Here is an 18,097-nt window from a genome sequence, read left to right as displayed (position 1 = left end):
CAGGACATCGAGCGAGCCGGCAGTGAGAGGTGCATGCCCCCATCGGGGCATGCCCGGAAGTCACCGTTCCAGATCGAGGATCCTCATCACCCGGTTCAGCTCAGCCCGCGCGTTTCGGTACCGGAGTGTTGAGCAGCTGCTGCTCCCACAGGAACGCGATGCCGCTCCCGCCGGCATGCTGCAGGATCACCTCCGTCAGCTTGACGGCTTGATCGGCCCTGGCCCAGTCGCGCTGCCATTCGGCCGCCACAGCCAGCCAAGTCATCATGTTGGCGCCAGCCGTAATCATGCGCTGGATGGCGACCTCGTGGGCCTCGACCGAAACGGCGCCGGACGCATCTGTGACCACAGTGACGTCCCAGCCTTCGCCGAGGGCCTGGATCGTCGGCATCGCGACGCATATCTCGGTCCACAGACCGGCGATGATCAGCTGCTTGCGGCTCGTGGCCTTGACCGCGTCCACCACCTTCTTATCCTGCCAGGTGTTGATGAACGTCCGGTCGATCACCTCCTGTCCGGGGAACACTTCGGTGATCTGGGGGAAGAGCAGGCCACCCCGCTCGGCAATCACGCTCGTCAGGATCGTGGGGACACCGAAGGCCTTTGCCGCCTTCGCGAGAGCTGCCGTGTTGTTGATCACCATCTGCGGTTCGTGGCTGTTCACGTTCGCAAGCTGGTAGGGCTGGTGGTCGATCAGGACGAGCACTGAGTCTTCGGGACGAAGAAGCGAAGCAAGGCCGTTACGAAGTTTCATCATGACATCCTTTGTTGCCGTTCAATGCGGCATCGGTTTTAGGGAGATGCTCGCCAAAGGCGGGCCACCTGCAGGGCTTATTGCCGTTCCCGCGTTCGATGCGGTAGTACCGTTTTGAGGCAAGCTGTGTCGCGAAATGAGGAACGCCAAAGTGGACATCGAGGAGCTGCGGACATTCGTAGAAGTTGCTGATGCTGGCGGAGTTTCGCCTGCTGCGCTCCGGCTCGGCGTCTCCAAGTCAATCGTCAGCCGACGGCTCTTGCGGCTTGAATCGGAACTTGGTGTCCAGCTTCTTGCACGAACCACCCGCGGCGCCGCTCTAACGGAAGCTGGGGTGACGTTCCGAGACTATGCTGCCAGAGTCTGCACCGAGATCGACGTAGCCAAAGAGACGATCCTGCCTGCCGGCGAGCTTCGTGGACGCTTGCGAGTTGCTGTGCCGCTGTCCTTCGGCTCGAACTACTTCGCCCCCATGATGGCGGAAATGGCGCGACGACACCCTCAGCTCCAAATCCACACCTGCTACAGTGACCAATTCGTCGATCTCATCGCAGGAGGTTATGACTGCGCGATTCGGATTGGCTATCTTCAAGACTCCAATTTGATCGCCAAGCGCGTCGGACCGATCTACGGCAAGTTCGTTGCGAGTCCTGGCTACGTCAAAGAGCACGGGTCGCCTGAGACACCCGAGGAACTCGTCGCCCATCAAGCGCTCATGCAGGGCACCGAAACTTGGCAGCTCATGGACGGCGACAAGATCATCACGGTTCGTCCACAGGGTCGCTTCAAGGCTGACAACGGCACTGCTCTGGCGGCCGCCGCAGCAGCAGGGCTCGGGATTGCCTACCTCCCCGATTTCCTCACCAATGAATTGCTGGCATCGGGTGCGCTTGTTTCCGTCATGACCCGTCATCCACCACCTCCGGCGGGTGCCTATGTCATCCGCCCGCCAGGCCAGCATCCCGCGCGGAAGATCCGGGTCCTCACGGAATTGCTGATCGAGCATTGCAATCCGGTCTCGGGATAACGATCAGCTTCGCCTTCACGGCAAAACGACCCGCGGACCTCACGCAGAGCAGCCCAGCTCGGAACGCGATCTCTCGATATCCCGCAATAGTCCTGCAGGCCATCGTAGCCCTTCTACCCGCGGCGAGAATGCCGTAGGAAATGGCAGCGACGAGGATTGGACATGGCAAAGCAGACCGAGAAGAAGCCGCCTGCACTCAAAGGCGTATCGGCAGCCGAACGGGCGTTAGCGGTATTGACGGCATTTCGCCGGGGCGACGGCGCCTTGAGCCTGGCTGAGTTGGCCGAGCGGACCGGTCTGGTGAAGAGTACGATCCTGCGGCTAGCTCTATCGCTGCAACGTTACCGGCTGCTCGCGCGCCTGCCGGACGGTTCTTATCGGCTCGATGCGGAGACCTTGCGTCTGGGGACAGCCTATCAGCAGGCGTTTCGTCTGTCCGATCATGTCATGCCCGTGCTTGAGCAGCTCGCGGCGAAAACCGGCGAGACGACGTCCTTCTATGTTCGAAACGGCGAGGAGAGGCTGTGTCTTTTCAGGGTGGAGACCACCAATCGGATCCGGATGACCGTGCAGCCGGGCGACACCCGTCCCATGGACAAGTCCGCCATTGCCCAAACGCTCCGCCGCTACGAGTCCGGGCCACCTGGGGCGGATGACGAATTGCCGCTGTTCACCTCCGGCATCACGGATCCTCATGCGGCCGCTCTCGCCATGCCCGTATTCGGCATCGGCGACTCCCTGGTCGGGGCGCTGGCTATCTCCGGGCCGGTCAGTCGGCTGACGGCGGCGCGCGCAGAGCAAATCAAGGGGGCGCTGGTCGAGGCTGCAAACAGGCTCACTTTGGCATGCGGGGGAACCCCGCCATCTGGAGCCGGAAAGAGCACCCGCAAACGGGCGGCCAGCGTGTCTGCGTAAAACGCAACGACGTTTCATTTTTTCTTGCCCGGTCGATCGACGCGACTTATAAGGCTCGCCATAACAAAGTATGGGGAGGACGAACGTCGTGGCTTCAGCTTCGCTCACGCGGAGGACGGTCTTGGCCGGACTCACTGCATCCGCGCTTCCCCGGTTTGCGACAGCGCAGGAGGTGCGCTGGTCGAGCGGCTCGGAGAAGCCGCGCTTCGTTCCGCCGCCGGGCGCGACCGATTGCCATTTCCACACCTATGACAAGAGCTATCCGGTCATGAAGGGCGCGACGCTGCTGCCCGAGGACGCCTTGCCCGAAGATTATCGCGCCCTGCAGCGCCGGATCGGCACAACGCGGGGCGTCATCATCCAGCCCTCGACTTACGGTACGGACAACCGGCTGCAGATTGCGTCACGACAGGCGCTTGGGCCGGAGAACTTTCGCGTGGTCGCCGTTGTGCCCGAGGACATATCGGATACCGATCTGCGACGGCTCGACGAGCAGGGTGTCCGCGGTGTCCGCTTCAATCTCGGTTTTCCGGGAGCGTTGACGGTGGACTCTCTCAAGTCGCTCGCGCCGAGACTGGCCAATCTCGGTTGGCACTGCCAGATCAACATGCGTCCCAAGCAGATTGAGGACAATGCGGACCTTCTGGCGTCTTTGCCCGGGGGCCTCGTCCTTGACCATTTGGCCCAGATACCGCAGCCGGCTGGCCTGGAGAGCACGCCTTACAAGATCATCCGCGGCTTGCTCGATCGCGGCAAGACCTGGGTGAAGCTGTCGGGTCCCTATGTGTCGAGCAAGCAGGGTGCGCCGGACTACGCTGACGCAGGAGCCGTCGCGGCGGCCTATGTCAAGGCGGCGCCCGAGCGAATGGTCTGGGGCAGCGACTGGCCGCACCCTTCCGAGAAGGAACGCAAGCCTGATGATGCGCACCTGCTCGATCTTTTCGCCGTATGGGCGGGAGGCGAGGCCGTGTTCAAGCGCGTCCTCGTCGACAACCCTGCCGAACTCTACGGTTTTCCCAAGGTCGTGCCATGACGTTCTTCGGCCCACCGCGTCGGATCGAAACCAGCATCTTCACACGGCTTCCGGACCAGTTCCGCAAGCCACGCCGCACCGCCTGGGCGGACGCCAATCAGGGCGGACGTGAGATCGACTCCTTCCTTGAAGGGCCATCCTTCGATCGGCAGGGCCGCCTGTATGTCACCGATATTCCGTATGGACGCATCTTCCGTGTCAGTGCGGAAGGCGCGTGGGAGCTCGTGACCGAGTATGACGGGTGGCCGAACGGGCTGAAGATTCACCGCGACGGCCGCATGTTCATCACCGACTACAAGCGCGGGATCATGCTGCTGGACCCGGCCAGCGGCAGCGTAACGCCGTTTCTGGAGACGGCGGCAAGCGAGAGCTTCAAGGGCGTGAACGATCTCATCTTCGCGCCGTCGGGTGATCTTTACTTCACCGATCAGGGCCAGACCGGGATGCACGATCCCACGGGCCGGGTCTGGAAGCTCACGCCCGATGGCCGGCTCACTTGCCTGATCAACACGATCCCGAGTCCGAACGGCATCGTCGTCGACCACGAGGAGAGCTTTCTGCTGGTGGCCGTGACACGGGCCAACCAGGTCTGGCGCGTGCCACTGCCGGCCAGCGGCCTGACGACGAAGGTCGGCATATTCTCGCACCTGCACGGCGGTCCCGGCGGCCCCGACGGCTTGGCGCTGGACAGCGGCGGCAACCTGCTGGTCTGTCACACCGGCTTCGGCTCCGTGTGGCGGCTGTCACCCCTGGCCGAGCCGCTCGACCGCATCGTTTCCTGCGCGGGCGTGGGCACGACCAATCTTGCGTTCGGTGGACCGGAACGAAAGAGCCTTTTCATTACCGAGAGCCGCACGGGAACACTGCTCCGCGCCGAACTCGAAACGCCGGGCATGCCGCTGTTCTCGCACACCGACTAGGTCAGCGCCCGGCTCGCGATCAGTTCGGTATGCATCGGAGCAGGTGGCCGCATATCGCAAACGCGCGGCAGCCAGTCTCTCTCCAGGCCTCCCGGACATCGTAACCGGCGGCCAGCACTCCACTTTTCCAGGGGAGCGCCTCCGATCGGGCGACGCAAGCGCTTCGCTGTAACTTCTATAAAATGAAACTGCGTTTCATTATAAATTGCAACATCGTTCTATTTTTGCTATGGCGCGTCATGGCCGGGAAACATCGGCCGGTCTCGGAGGGAACAATGGCAAGTGTCTCTGCCGCGTCGGTCGGCGCCGGCTTCACACCCGAGCAGGAGAAAATCCTCTCGAAGTTGCTGTGGCGGATCGTGCCGTTCCTGCTGCTCTGCTACATCGTCGCTTATCTCGATCGGGTGAACGTCGGCATCGCCAGCCTGACGATGAACCGCGATCTCGGCATCTCGCCTTATGAATTCGGCTGGAGCGCGGGGCTGTTCTTCTTCGGCTATTTCCTCGCAGAAGTGCCGAGCAACCTTGCCTTGCAGGCGATCGGTGCTCGCAAGTGGATCGCCCGCATCCTGATCACCTGGGGCCTGATCTCGGCCGCAACGGCATTCGTGGTCGGTCCCGTCAGCTTCGGCGTCATGCGCTTCCTGCTCGGCCTCGGCGAAGCCGGCTTCACGCCGGGCGTATTCCTCTATTTCACATACTGGTTTCCGGCGCGCGTCCGGGGCACGGCGACTGCGGCGTTCCTGCTCGGCATTCCGATCGCGAACATCGTGGGCGCCCCGATCTCGAGTTCACTGCTGACGCTCGACGGCTTGGCCGGCTTGCATGGTTGGCAGTGGCTTCTGATCCTGGAAGGCCTGCCGGCGACGCTCCTTGGCTTCGTGTGCTTCTTCACGCTCACCGACAAGCCCGAGCAGGCCAAGTGGCTGAGCCCCGAGGAGCGGAGCTGGCTCGCGGAGGTGCTGGCGGCGGAGCGTCAGGCCATCGCCGCCAAGCACTCATCGCGGCTCAAGGACGCCTTCGTCAATTGGCGGGTCCTTGTCTGCGCCGCCGTCAACTTCTGCGCCATCATCGGCTCCGTCGGGCTTGGCCTGTGGATGCCGCAAATCATCAAGGGCCTCGGCTTCAGTGTCGTTGCCGTCGGCTTTATCGCGGCAATTCCCTACATCTGCGGCGCCGTCACGATGATGCTGTGGGCTCGCCTGTCGGACAGGGGCGGGGAACGAAGCTGGTTCGTGGCATCCGCGCTGCTCGTGGGCGCAGCGTCACTGATTGTCTGCGGCTATGCAACATCGTCCGCGCTGATCTCGATCGTCGCGCTCTGCGGCGCCGTGATCGGGATCATGTGTTACCAGTCCACTTTCTGGCCGATCCCGTCGAGCTTCCTCACCGGCAGCGCTGCCGCCGGCGGCCTCGCGATGATCGTCTCGATCGGCAATCTCGGCGGCTTCGTCGGTCCCTATCTCATCGGCATGATCCGGCAGTCGACCGACAGCTTCTCATGGGCCCTGATCTCGGTGGCCGCATTTCTCACCTTGGCCGCCATCCTGATCCGCGTGGTTGGTGCCAGTCTCCAGCGACCGGGCGGGGCGACTGACCGCCACACCAGCCCGATCGCAAGCCTCTCGAAAGGAATCTGAAGATGAGCGAAAAACAGCAGTTCCGCCTCGGTCTGGTCGGCTATGGCGAGATCGGCAGCACGTTGGGAAAAGGGCTGCGCGAGGCCGGACTGCAGCAGATCTTCTGCTACGACAAATACGCCTTCGACGGTCCATACGCCGACTTGATCCAGAGCCGCGCCAAGGCGGCAGGCGTCACGCTGGTCAAGTCCAACAAGGAATTGGCTGATACCGCGGAGCTGATCTTCAGCGTCACGCCGGGCTCGGCGTCGCTCGAGAGCGCGGATGCGTTTGCACCCGTGCTCGATGGCCGCCACACCTTCCTCGACTTCGCCTCCGCCACTCCGAAGGTGAAGTACGGCGTGGCCGAGCGGCTTGCCAGGACGGGCGCCACGCTCGGTGACGGCTCCATCATGGGGACGCCCAAGCACGGCTATTCGATGCACATGATGTCGAGTGGTCCCGCCGGGCAGCGCGTCGTCGATCTGCTCGTGCCCTGGGGCATGAGCATCGCATTCGCGGGCGAGAAACTCGGAACGGCTTCGGGCATCAAGATCCTTCGCTCCGTCCTGATCAAGGGCATCGAGGCGCTGATCGACGAGACGCTGTTGGCGGCCCGGTCCTACGGTCTGGACGAAACCGTATTGGCCTCGGCGTCGAAGACGCTCACGCGTCCGTTCATGGACACCGTCGAGAGCCTGACGCCCTCCGGCGTCATCCATGCCAAGCGGCGCACCGAAGAGGTCGAGATGGCCGCCGAGGCGGTCGCGGATGCCGGAATCGAGCCGCTGATGGCGCGCGCCACGGCGGCGCGGCTCCGCTGGAAGGACAGCCTGGGTCTGAAGGAGCATTTCAAGGGCGTCGTTCCCGAAAACTACAAGATCGCCATCGATGCGATCGTGGCCAGGACGCAGGCCGGGGCGAAGGCGGCCGAATAAGGCCAAGCCCGCCGGGAAGACAACAGGGAGAGAAACGTGACGGCCGCCCGAACGGAAATCGACCAGATCGAAAAGGTGACGATGCGCAGGGTTATCCTGCGCCTCGTGCCGTTCCTGATGATCTGCTACTTCTTCGCGTTGCTCGACCGCGTCAACGTCGGCTTCGCAGCGCTACAGATGAACAAGGATCTGGGGCTGACGCCGGCGATGTTCGGCTTCGCCGCCAGCCTGTTCTTCGTCTCCTATTTCCTCGTCGAGGTGCCCAGCAACCTGGCTCTGCAAAAGGTCGGCGCCCGGCGCTGGATCGCGCGCATCATGATCACCTGGGGATTGGTGACCGCGTGCATGGCGTTCGTCGTCGGGCCGTACTCGCTCTATGCGATGCGCTTCATTCTCGGTGCGGCCGAGGCCGGCTTCTTTCCCGGCGCCATCCTCTATCTGACCTATTGGCTGCCGTCGCAGTATCGGGCACGCATCCTGGCGACGTTCACGGTTTCGATTCCGCTCGCCACGTTCCTGGGCTCGCCGCTTTCGGTCGGCCTGCTTGAACTCGACGGCGCGCTCGGTCTGCGCGGCTGGCAGTGGCTGTTCATCCTGGAAGGGCTGCCGACGGTTCTGCTGGGTCTTGCGTGCCTGTTCGTCCTGACCGACAAGCCCGCGCAGGCGTCCTGGCTGACCCTGGAACAGCGGGAATGGCTGACCCGGCGCATGGAGGCGGAGGCCGCCGCGCGCAAGCCGGTCGGGCATCTCACGCTGTGGCAGCTCGCCACCAACAAGCATTTTCTTGTCATGGCCCTGGTCTGCTCCGGCGCCTCCGCCACGGGCAGCGTGCTGTCGGTCTGGCAACCGCAGTTGCTGAAGTCGTTCGGCCTCTCCAACCTGCAGACCGGCTTTGTCAATGCGATCCCGTACGGCATCGCGACCGTGCTCATGGTGCTGTGGGGCCGCCATTCGGACAGGACGGGTGAGCGCCGCTGGCACACGGCGATCCCGCTCTTGTTCGCAGCAGGTGGTTTTGCGGCACTGGGCATGACCGGGACCGCGGTCGCGCCGACCATCGTCATGGTGACGTTCTGCCTGGTCGGTGCATATGCCTTCAAGGGACCGTTCTGGGCACTTTCGGCAAGCTGGCTTTCGGCGAGCACGCTCGCGGCGGGGCTCGCCGGGATCAACGCGATTTCCAACCTGATCGGCGGCGGCCTGATGGTGAACGTCGTCGGAGTCGTCAAGGAGCGGACAGGCAGCTTCGTGCTCGGGATGTTGCCGCTTGCGCTGCTGTGTGCCGTGGCCGCGGCCTGTGTCCTCGTGCTTGGACGCAACGTCGCGCGCGCGGCGGAAATGGCGGCGGTGAAGCCATGAGCGCACGCAGCAAAGGACCGCAGCGCGCCATCACGCGACGCGGCGTTGTCATGGGCATGCTGGCTTGCAGCACAGGCGCCTTGGCTGCCGGCGCGATGGCTGCCGGGGTGGAGCAGGCGGTGCCCAACAGCACCGGGTCGGCGGCGCCACGCCTGGACGCGAGGGCGGGCGCGTGTGACTGTCATCATCACATCTATGACGAGCGGTTTCCCGTCTCGCCGCATTGGCGCCAGGGCTTTCCGCCCGGCGCGACGGTCGCCGATTATCGGCTGCTGCAGCAGCGGCTCGGCACCACGAGGAGCGTGGTGGTTCAGCCGTCGACATATGGGATCGACAACCGGTGTCTTGTAGACGCGCTGGGCCAGCTGGGCGCCTCGTCGCGAGGGGTTGCCGTCGTTGACACGGATGTCAAGGATGCGGAGCTGCGGGCGCTTGCCGATGCCGGCGTTCGCGCCATCCGCGTCAATTTCGTTTCTCCGCAGACCTGGGGCACGACGACACCGCAGATGCTGACCACGCTCGCAGCGCGGGTGAGTCCGCTCGGCTGGCACGTGCAGATCCTGATGACGGGCGATCAGGTCGCCGCCCATGAGAGCGTGATCCGGTCGCTTCCTACAAGGGTGGTCATCGACCATCTCGGCCGCATCCCTCAGCCGGAGGGCGTCAAGCATCCGGCATTCGCCGCGATACGCCGCATGCTGGATGGCGGCCGCACCTGGGTGAAAGTGACCGAGCCCTATGAGGACAGCAAGCTCGGGCCGCCCTATGCCGACTCCGGCGACGTTGCGCGTGCCTACGTGCACGCAGCGCCGGAGCGCATCCTGTGGGGCACGGACTGGCCGCATCCCACCCAGCGCGGGACCAAGCCGGATGACGCCCAGCTGCTCGATCTCCTCGCGGACTGGGTGCCGGACGAACCTACGCGCCGGCGCATCCTGGTCGAAAATCCCGCCGAGCTGTTCGGCTTCTAGCCGCCAGGCGACAGGCGTCTCAGTCGATGTTTTCGCACTTCAACTCGCGCAATTGCCGGTCCACCCAGGAGGCATCGTGCGTGCCGGCTTCGATGTTGACGATCTGCTTCTGCTCGGCCTCGAACTTCGCCGTTGCGGCCTTGAACACCGCGCCCGTCTGGTCGAACGGCACGCAGAGCAGGCCGTCGTCGTCGCCAATGATGAGGTCACCCGGTTCGATCACCATCCCGTCGATCGCAATCGGCACATTGATCTCTCCAGGCCCGTTCTTGTAGGGGCCGCGGTGCGTGACCCCGGCCGCGAAAACCGGGAGCTCCTGGCCGCGAATATGACCGGCGTCGCGGATCGCGCCGTTGATGACCACGCCGGCGACCCCTCGCTTGGCCATTTGCATCAGCATCATCTCGCCGATGATTGCGTTGGTCAGATCGCCGCCGGCATCGACCACGATGATGTCGCCGGGCTCGGCGAGCGCGATCGCCTTGTGCACCATCAGATTGTCACCGGGAGGTGCCTTCACTGTCAACGCGGGGCCTGCGAGCCCGCCACCCTGATGCATGGGACGAAGCCGGGCGCCGGCTGCCGTCAGGCGGGACATGCTGTCGCTCACATTCGCGACGGGCAGGCGGGCAAAGCCTGCGACGACGTCTTCGCCGACCTTTCGTTTCCGCGGCAAAACTCGAAATCCGGCAGACATCGGTGTTCCTCCACTCGAAGGCGACTATATTTTAGAACGACGTTTCATTATCAGAAAGACGGGCGTTGACGCAAGGCGATCCACCTCGCGTCAGAGTTCCCCCTATGCTCGCGGTCGAACATGGCGCGGGACGCCTCTGCGGCGCCGCGGCAGGTTGCCGACAGAGCGGCAGCGAAACGAAAGTCCGATAATCCGTTGACGTATTGGTGGGCTGCTAGCGGCTCTTACCTTGGTATTGGAGAGGTCATCAGCTCAACATCACCGCACGCCCGTGCCCTTGCAACGCTGGCACTTCACCACCTTGTCGCCCTTCTTGAGCAAACCTTTGCCTTCACAGTTTTTGCATTTCTGCTTCTTCTTGATGTTCGGGCCTTTTTCACTGGTCATGAAATTCTCCTGCCGCGAGAGAGCGGTCTTGTCCGGTAGCTCAGCGGAACAGCCGAGCGTCGCCGGGTCAACCCCGAACGGTCATCTATGCCGGCTTCGGCACCACCAGCACCGGAATGCTTCCGTCCACCAGGACCTCGGATGTCTGGCTGCCCAAAAACAGCTTTCTGAGGCCGCGTCGTCCATGAGAGGCCATGACGATCAGATCGCAGCCCCTGGACTTCGCCGTTTCAATGATAGCAGTCGCCGGGTGCGCATTCGGAACGTGCAAAAATTCTGCAGGCGCACCGATCTGCTCCGACATCGCGCGGGCGTCATCAAGCACTTTGCCCGCACGGGCCTTGCAGGCCGCGTTAAAGCTGTCAATCTCGTCCCGCGTCGGAATCCATCCCGAGTCGTGTCCGCCCCCATAGTCAACCGGCATCGCTTCCGTCACGGTGATGATTGTCAACCTGGCGTTCAAGGCCTTCGCCAAGGCAATGCCATGCTCAACGCCTCTTCTCGCGACGTCCGATCCATCCGTGCTCAAGAGAATGTTGGCGTACATTCGGTGGCCCCTTGCTCGTCGAACAAAGTGATGCCCGGGTAGTATGGTCCGATACGCGGGGCGGGTCTATTGCCGCGGTGACAACCAATACGGGTCGTTCGTTAGATTCATGAGCCTTCGAACCCGCGAAGCGGCGGGAGCCCACGCTTCGCCTCTCGTTCTCCGCGCGGCTGCGCCACGCGTAGCCCGCAGGGTTCAGATACCCGCCTTCGCCCTTTGGGCTTCGGCGCGGCAGCCTCACTCGCTTCGCCTTGGATGTGTGGCGCTGGCTCGCCGAGCCGAAGCTCGCGAAGCGAGCGAAGGCTGGTGGGCCCGGCAGGACTCGAACCTGCAACCAGACCGTTATGAGCGGCGGGATATGGTTCAGCTTCGTTGATCTTGCTGTGCCGTTGTTCGGGTTGGATCGCGTTCGTTGCATTTTGGCGCGGTCGTTTCTGGTGCGAAACTGGTGCGGTGCGCGTGGTGGTTGGTGGGAACGGCGATTGCGTCGATCTCCGTAAGCGAGCAGCAAGACCTGCGTCGCGGTACGGAGCGCTGTCGACCTCGCCTTGCGGACAAGGGAAAGCGACCCCGCATCAACCATCTGCAACGCCGGCTCACGGCCGTCCTTGTGGCAGAGGTGGTTAGCTACCTGTCGGCGCAGCCCCAGATCACGCGTCCCGCCTCAATTCAATGTCGGCGCCACTGCTCGCCATTTTTTGTGATGCGACAGGTAGACTTGGGTGCTAAATTGTTCTTCAGGCGTCTATTTGGAAGTCTCGGCAAGCGGTACTCACAGTCCGGCTCGAGGCGGTGCGATGCCCAAGATCCTGCTGGTCGAAGACAACGAGATGAACCGCGATATGCTCTCGCGACGCCTCGTGCGCGGTGGGTACGAGGTCATCATTGCCGAGGACGGAGCGCGCGGCGTCGCGATCGCGACGAGCGACAGGCCAGATCTCATTTTGATGGACATGAGCCTACCGGTGATCGACGGTTGGGAGGCGACGCGCCAGATCAAGGCGACGCCCGAACTGCGCAAGATCCCTATCATCGCGCTCACGGCGCACGCCATGGCGACCGACCGGGACAAGGCCCTCAAGGCCGGCTGTGACGACTACGACACAAAACCGATCGAGCTGCAGAGGCTGTTGGGCAAGATCGAGACGCTGCTCGCAGCTACGGGACAATGGAGGAGCTAGAAATTCCGGACAGATGACGAGCTAGCTACACGGCTTCAGGAGGTTGTCGTCGCCATATTGCGGCCGGCGTAAGAACACACAAAATGGCCGCTCGCCGCGCTCCAGATGGAGATGGACTCTGGCCAGGCGGTGGGTGCAGTCCTGCGAATTTCATCGCCGGCACCGGCGATCAGCTACCCTGCTCAGGCGGACGTCCTGACCGGGGCAGAGGCCCGATCGGGGCGGAGAGTTTGTCTTTGTGATGGAGACGACTCATGAAAACAGCGCAGTACGAGTGGTCCAAAAGTGACGGGTGGCGGCCGAATTTGCCAACTGGCGAAGTCGGACGTCAGAGTGTCGTGTTCGTTTTCGGTGCTAGGTCGTTGGTGCAGGCAGGCAGCCTCGTGGGCGAGTTGCGCGACCACTTCAAAGGGGCCGCCATGCTTGGTTGCTCGACTTCCGGCGAGATTCTCGGCGACGTGGTCGTCGACGACTCTGTGAGTGCCACCCTTGTCGACTTCGAACATACGCGACTGCGGTTCGCCTCCGCTACGATTGGTGACGCAAAGGCGAGCTACAACGTCGGCAAGGAGCTCGCGCAGCAGTTGAACGACGCCTCGTTGCGCCACGTGTTCGTGCTTTCGGACGGCTTGCACGTCAACGGCTCCGACCTGGCGCGCGGTCTCGCGAGCGGCGTCTCGGAAGGCGTGTCGATCACTGGCGGCCTTTCCGGAGATGGAACCAACTTCGCCGAGACTTGGGTCATTGCCGACGGTGGCGCTGGCCCTCAGCGCGTGGCGGCGGTCGGTCTGTATGGCGACGATTTGCGCATTGGCTACGGATCGATGGGCGGCTGGCAGGCATTTGGGCCCCTGCGCACCATCACACGGGCCGAAGGCAACATCCTCTATGAGCTGGATGAGCGTTCGGCGCTCGATCTCTATAAATCGTACCTGGGCCCCCACGCCGACCAGTTGCCAAGCTCTGCCTTGCTTTTTCCCATCCTGGTTACCGAGGCAAAGGGCGGCCAGGGTGTCGTCCGAACCGTCCTGTCTGTGGACGAGCAGAAAAAGTCAATGACGTTCGCGGGCGACATCCCACAGGGCGGAACGGCGCAGTTGATGAAGACCAATGTCGACGATCTGGTCGACGGCGCGACCGCTGCCGCCAACGCCAGTCTCAGCGGGCTCGGCGGCAGGCGACCGGACCTTGCAATTCTGGTGAGCTGCGTCGGTCGTAAGCTCGTGATGAAGCAGCGCACCGAGGAAGAAGTCGAAGCAATTCGAAATGTCTTCGGGGCGGATGCGAAGATTTCCGGGTTCTACTCGTACGGCGAGCTTTGCCCCTTCATGCATGGCGGCGACTGCCGCCTTCACAATCAAACCATGACAATTACAACTTTCGCCGAGGACTGAACGGTCACAGGGCACAGATGCACAGGCTGCTACGACGCCAGCTCAGAAAGCACCTCGGTGTGGAGGGCGAAGTACCGGCTGCGTTGCAGTCTTTCGTGGCGGCCGTCGATTCCGCATACACCGATTTCGATAGCGATCGGGCGATGGTCGAGCGCTCGCAAGAGCTGAGCTCGAAGGAGCTGTCGGAGGCACGCGACAAGGCAACAGAGGCGCAGCGCCGGTTGGTCGACGCGATCGAGAGCATCTCCGAGGGTTTCTCGCTCTACGATGCCGACGACAAGCTGGTTATATACAACCGGCGGTACCGGGACATGCACGGCACCGCCAGCATCAATGTCGTGAATCAGGGCGTATCGTTCGAGACAATCCTCCGCAACGCGACCGCGAGCGGCGAGATCCGCGACGCGGAGGGGCGCGTCGAAGCCTGGATCGAGCAACGCCTCGCTCAGCATCGCGATCCCAAGGGCACGCATGTGCAACGCCGCTCCGACGGGCGCTGGATCCAGATCAACGAGCGCAAAACCGACGACGGCGGCACCGTGGCGACCTACACCGACATCACCGACGTGAAGAAGGCGGAGCAGGCGATCCAAGAGAGCGAACAGCGGCTGCGCGTCATCGCCGAGGCCGCGCCTATGGCGGTGGCGATCGTAACCTTTGATGACGGAATCATCCGGTATGCCAATCGGCGCTTCAGCGAGATGTTCGAGCTCGAAGGTTCGTCTGCCCTGGGCCTGCAAGCGAAAACCCTCTACGCAGACCCGCAACATCGCGAGCGCTTCATCGGCGCGCTCACCGAGCACGGCCATGTGGAGGGCATGGAGATGCTGCTCAAGCGGGTTGGAGGCGAGGAGTTCTGGGCGCTCATAGCTTCTCAGCGCGTCGAGTTCGAAGGGCGCCCGGCGATGATCAACGGCCTCGCCGACATCAGCGACCGCAAGCGCATGGAAGGCGAGCTGCACAAGGCGATCTGGGCGAGCGAGCAGGCGACACGCGCGAAGTCGGACTTCGTAGCCAACATGAGTCATGAACTGCGCACACCCTTGAACGCGATCATCGGTTACAGCGAGATCCTGTTCGAGGACGCCCAGAGCGCCGGCCGCGAATCGGAGATGGCGGACCTGCGCAAGATTCAGGATGCCGGCAAGCATCTGCTCGGCCTGATCGACAACATCCTCGATCTTTCCAAGATCGAGGCTGGCAAGATGACGCTCTATCTCGAGACCTTCGAGCTCCGCCCCATGATCGATAGCGTCGCGGCGACCGTCACCCCGCTGGCCAAGAAGACCGGCAACGCTCTGGTGGCGAACTGTGCTGACGAGATCGGCACGATCCACAGCGATCTGACCAAGGTTCGGCAGACCCTGTTCAACCTTCTCAGCAATGCCTGCAAGTTCACGCGGAACGGGACGATAACGCTGACCGCGCTGCGTGACACGAATGCGGCTGGCGAATGGATCGAGTTCCAGGTGCGCGATACCGGCATCGGCATGACGCCAGATCAGCAGGCCAAGGTGTTCGAGGCCTTTACTCAGGCGGACGACTCGACGACCCGCGTCTATGGTGGTACGGGGCTGGGCCTCGCCATCACCAAGAGCTTCTGCCGGCTGATGGGTGGCGACGTGACGCTGACGAGCGAAGCCGGCAAGGGGACGGCGTTTGTAGTTCGTCTGCCGGCGGTAACACGCGCTGCATCGGACACTACAGTCTCGGCGGCAGACAAGCGTTCCGAGGGTCCGCAGGCTGCCGAGCCCGAGCATGCGCCGATCGTTCTCGTGGTCGACGATGATCCCAATGCGCGTGAGCTGCTGCGCCGACACCTGCAGCGCGGCGGTTACGCCGTTCGCCTGGCTGCCAATGGCGAGGAGGCGATGCAACTCGCCCGCACGCTGCACCCCGATGTCGTCACGCTCGACGCTCTGATGCCGCAGATGGATGGCTGGGCCGTGCTCAGCGCCATGAAAGAAGATGCGGTACTCGCGGAAATTCCTGTGATCATGGTCACGATCGTCGACAACCAGGGCATTGGCTTCTCGCTCGGTGCCGCCGATTACCTGGTCAAGCCGATTGATCGCGACAGACTGGTCAGCGCGGTGGAAAAGTGCTGCCCAAGGGGCGCGCCGCGACACGTGCTGATAGTCGAGGATGACGCGTCGGCCAGCGAGCTGATGGGGCGCGCCTTGCGGCAGATCGATTGCATGGTGACGCAAGCAGAGAATGGTCGGATTGGTCTTGAGCGTTTGAATGAGGCTTCACCCGATGCAATTCTGCTCGATCTGATGATGCCGGAGATGGACGGGTTCGAGTTCATCGCACGGGTGCGAGCCGAGTCCCGCTGGCGGAGCATCCCGGTCATCGTCGTCACCGCAAAGACGCTGACCGTTGAGGATCGCTCGCGCCTCAACGGCCAGGTACAGCATTTGGTGCACAAGGGCGAATACAGCGGCAAGGCCGTGCTCGCGGCGCTTGACGAGCTGGTACCCCTGCACGCCCGGCGCGCGCGCGCGGATCGGCCATGAGTATCATTGACACCGACAGCGCGCGCGCTTGGCGCATTCAGCTTGCCCATCTTCGCCAGGAACTGCAGTCCCCGGTCAACGCCTTGCTCGGCTACGCAGAGATCCTGCACGAAGAGGCGTCCCGGAACGGGCGCTTGGACATCCTCCCCGATATGAACCGTATCCTCGGCGCAGCCCGGGATCTCGCCGGCAAGGTCGACCGGCTGATGGACGGCGATCGCGCCAAGAGCCCGCCCGGCTCAGCGGCCACCACGCAAGAACAGGATCTTCGTCACGAGCTGCGCACGCCGCTCAACGCGATCAAGGGCTATGGTGAGATGCTGCGCGAGGATGCAGCCAGTTTCTCAAGCGACTCCCTGAGGGCGGATTTCGATCGCCTGCTGGCTGCGGCCACCGACCTGTTGCTGCGCCTCGATCGCATCGTGCGATTCTCGGTTGATGTCGAGGAGACGAGCTTGGCTCCCGATCAGACCGGCGCGGTCATGGTTAGCGACCTGATGCGCAGCCTCGGGCCGGTCCGGCAGTATGCTGCCACCGAAACCGGTTCTATTCTCGTCGTGGACGATATCGAGGCCAATCGCGACCTCCTGTCGCGCCGACTGACCCGCGACGGCCATCGCGTCTCTTCGGTGGCCGGCGGCCAGCAGGCGCTGCAGGCGCTCGCCAACGATGAGTTCGACCTCGTCCTGCTCGATTTGATGATGCCCGATATCAACGGGCTTGATGTGCTGGTGCGCATGAAGGCGGATGAGCGGCTGCGCCGCATTCCGGTGATCATGATCACGGCCTTGGCGGAGACCGAGAGCGCCGTCCGCTGCATCGAGGCCGGGGCCGAGGACTATCTGCCGAAGCCGTTTGATCCGATCCTGCTGCGCGCGCGGATCAATGCTTGCTTGCACAAGAAGCGCTGGCGCGACCGCGAGCAGAAGTATCTTCGCCGCATCGAGGAGGAGACCGCTAAGTTTGAGCGGCTGCTGCTGACAATCCTGCCAAGACAGGTGATTGGCCGTCTGAACCACGGCGAAGCCATGATTGCCGACCGCTTCGAGGGTGTGAGCGTTCTGTTCGCCGATCTGGTGGGCTTCACCGAGCATTCGTCACGGGTCACGCCTGCAGCGATGGTCGAGTACTTGAACCGGTTGTTCTCGGAATTCGACGCGCTTGCCCGTGAGCTCGGTGTCGAGAAGATCAAGACCATCGGCGACGCCTACATGGCCGTCGCCGGTTTGCCCGATCCGAACCCCGATGCGATCGCAGCGATCGCGAAAATGGCACTTGGCATGATCGATCGGCTGGGACGCGTCAACAGCCATTTCGGCTGGCCGTTGCAAATCCGGATCGGCATACATTCGGGCCCCGTGGTTGCCGGCATCATCGGCGCACACCGCTTCATCTACGACGTGTGGGGCGATACCGTAAATGTCGCCAGTCGGCTCGAGGCCTACTCTCTGCCCAATCGAATCCATGTGTCCCGGGATATCGCCCGCCACCTCGTCGGTCGCTTCGCGCTGGAGCCACGCGGCAGCATTGACGTGAAGGGCAAGGGCAAATTGGAGACTTTTTTCTTGAGCCGGATTTAGGCTCGGCGCGGCTGCGCCACGCGTAGTCCGACGAACGAAGTGTCGGGACCAATCAGAAGCGAGTCGATTAACTCATTGATTTGTAACGAGCCGCCAAAAATTCATGAGTCGATGAACCAAGCATTCATGAGTCGATCTGGCAGAAAAACCAAAATTTGTGAGTCGATACACTCAACCCACACGATGTGGCGCAGCGCGCTGGAAGGTAGGCGCTATATGTAGCGGATCGGCCTTGTACTTTTAGTCTGAGATTGGG

16 protein-coding genes are annotated in these 18,097 nt (G+C 62.9%); 12 read left to right on the top strand and 4 right to left on the bottom strand.

Features of this window, described 5'->3' with window-relative positions:
• Positions 1-100: 100 nt before the first annotated feature.
• Positions 101-754, bottom strand: a complete 654-nt coding sequence (locus AB5K84_RS36130) for a hydrolase (protein ID WP_038966548.1) — start codon at positions 752-754, stop codon at positions 101-103.
• A gap of 151 nt (positions 755-905) precedes the next feature.
• On the opposite strand from AB5K84_RS36130, the gene AB5K84_RS36125 reads away from it, so the two are divergent.
• The 8 genes from AB5K84_RS36125 to AB5K84_RS36090 all read left to right on the top strand — a co-directional run bounded on the left by AB5K84_RS36125 (position 906) and on the right by AB5K84_RS36090 (position 9,536).
• A complete protein-coding gene (locus tag AB5K84_RS36125; RefSeq protein ID WP_038966549.1) occupies positions 906-1,781 on the top strand; it encodes a LysR family transcriptional regulator in 876 nt (291 codons plus the stop codon).
• Between the two features lie 162 nt (positions 1,782-1,943).
• Positions 1,944-2,696: an IclR family transcriptional regulator gene (locus AB5K84_RS36120; protein ID WP_011085063.1), complete on the top strand. Its 753-nt coding sequence runs from the start codon at positions 1,944-1,946 to the stop codon at positions 2,694-2,696.
• A gap of 121 nt (positions 2,697-2,817) precedes the next feature.
• A complete protein-coding gene (locus AB5K84_RS36115; RefSeq protein ID WP_236842190.1) occupies positions 2,818-3,729 on the top strand; it encodes an amidohydrolase family protein in 912 nt (303 codons plus the stop codon).
• Positions 3,726-4,649: an SMP-30/gluconolactonase/LRE family protein gene (locus AB5K84_RS36110; protein WP_038966538.1), complete on the top strand. Its 924-nt coding sequence runs from the start codon at positions 3,726-3,728 to the stop codon at positions 4,647-4,649. The genes AB5K84_RS36115 and AB5K84_RS36110 overlap by 4 nt, the downstream gene beginning before the upstream one ends.
• A 275-nt stretch (positions 4,650-4,924) precedes the next feature.
• Entirely contained in the window at positions 4,925-6,289 is a 1,365-nt protein-coding gene (locus AB5K84_RS36105; protein WP_038966539.1) for an MFS transporter, read from the top strand.
• A gap of 2 nt (positions 6,290-6,291) precedes the next feature.
• Positions 6,292-7,206 carry an NAD(P)-dependent oxidoreductase gene (locus AB5K84_RS36100; RefSeq protein WP_011085067.1) on the top strand — a complete coding sequence of 305 codons (915 nt, stop codon included), beginning with the start codon at positions 6,292-6,294 and terminating at the stop codon, positions 7,204-7,206.
• 36 nt (positions 7,207-7,242) lie between these two features.
• Positions 7,243-8,565, top strand: coding sequence for an MFS transporter (locus tag AB5K84_RS36095; RefSeq protein WP_011085068.1), 1,323 nt, complete (start codon positions 7,243-7,245; stop codon positions 8,563-8,565).
• The gene (locus AB5K84_RS36090) at positions 8,562-9,536 is read left to right on the top strand and encodes an amidohydrolase family protein (RefSeq protein WP_038966540.1); all 975 of its coding nucleotides are present in this window, start codon (positions 8,562-8,564) and stop codon (positions 9,534-9,536) included. The genes AB5K84_RS36095 and AB5K84_RS36090 overlap by 4 nt, the downstream gene beginning before the upstream one ends.
• 19 nt (positions 9,537-9,555) lie before the next feature.
• Here AB5K84_RS36090 and AB5K84_RS36085 read toward each other — a convergent pair whose 3' ends face one another.
• From AB5K84_RS36085 to AB5K84_RS36075, 3 genes are all read right to left on the bottom strand, one after another.
• Positions 9,556-10,233, bottom strand: a complete 678-nt coding sequence (locus AB5K84_RS36085) for an RraA family protein (RefSeq protein ID WP_011085070.1) — start codon at positions 10,231-10,233, stop codon at positions 9,556-9,558.
• A gap of 258 nt (positions 10,234-10,491) precedes the next feature.
• Positions 10,492-10,620: a hypothetical protein gene (locus AB5K84_RS36080; RefSeq protein WP_007600646.1), complete on the bottom strand. Its 129-nt coding sequence runs from the start codon at positions 10,618-10,620 to the stop codon at positions 10,492-10,494.
• Positions 10,621-10,705: 85 nt separating this feature from the next.
• Positions 10,706-11,167, bottom strand: coding sequence for a universal stress protein (locus AB5K84_RS36075; RefSeq protein ID WP_011085072.1), 462 nt, complete (start codon positions 11,165-11,167; stop codon positions 10,706-10,708).
• A 797-nt stretch (positions 11,168-11,964) separates the two neighbouring features.
• On the opposite strand from AB5K84_RS36075, the gene AB5K84_RS36070 reads away from it, so the two are divergent.
• From AB5K84_RS36070 to AB5K84_RS36055, 4 genes are all read left to right on the top strand, one after another.
• Positions 11,965-12,348 (top strand): response regulator, encoded by a 384-nt coding sequence (locus AB5K84_RS36070; RefSeq protein WP_011085073.1) that lies wholly within the window; start codon positions 11,965-11,967, stop codon positions 12,346-12,348.
• A gap of 254 nt (positions 12,349-12,602) precedes the next feature.
• Positions 12,603-13,742 (top strand): FIST signal transduction protein, encoded by a 1,140-nt coding sequence (locus AB5K84_RS36065; RefSeq protein ID WP_011085074.1) that lies wholly within the window; start codon positions 12,603-12,605, stop codon positions 13,740-13,742.
• A gap of 95 nt (positions 13,743-13,837) precedes the next feature.
• Positions 13,838-16,261: a response regulator gene (locus AB5K84_RS36060; RefSeq protein WP_161536185.1), complete on the top strand. Its 2,424-nt coding sequence runs from the start codon at positions 13,838-13,840 to the stop codon at positions 16,259-16,261.
• Entirely contained in the window at positions 16,258-17,841 is a 1,584-nt protein-coding gene (locus tag AB5K84_RS36055) for an adenylate/guanylate cyclase domain-containing protein (RefSeq protein ID WP_011085076.1), read from the top strand. Before AB5K84_RS36060 ends, AB5K84_RS36055 begins: the two co-directional genes overlap by 4 nt.
• Positions 17,842-18,097: the final 256 nt, after the last annotated feature.

Source organism: Bradyrhizobium sp. 1200_D9_N1_1, from assembly GCF_052075915.1.
GTDB classification, from domain to species: domain Bacteria; phylum Pseudomonadota; class Alphaproteobacteria; order Rhizobiales; family Xanthobacteraceae; genus Bradyrhizobium; species Bradyrhizobium diazoefficiens.
Note: the sequence above shows the minus strand (reverse complement) of the source record. Positions and strands in the feature narration are given on the sequence as shown.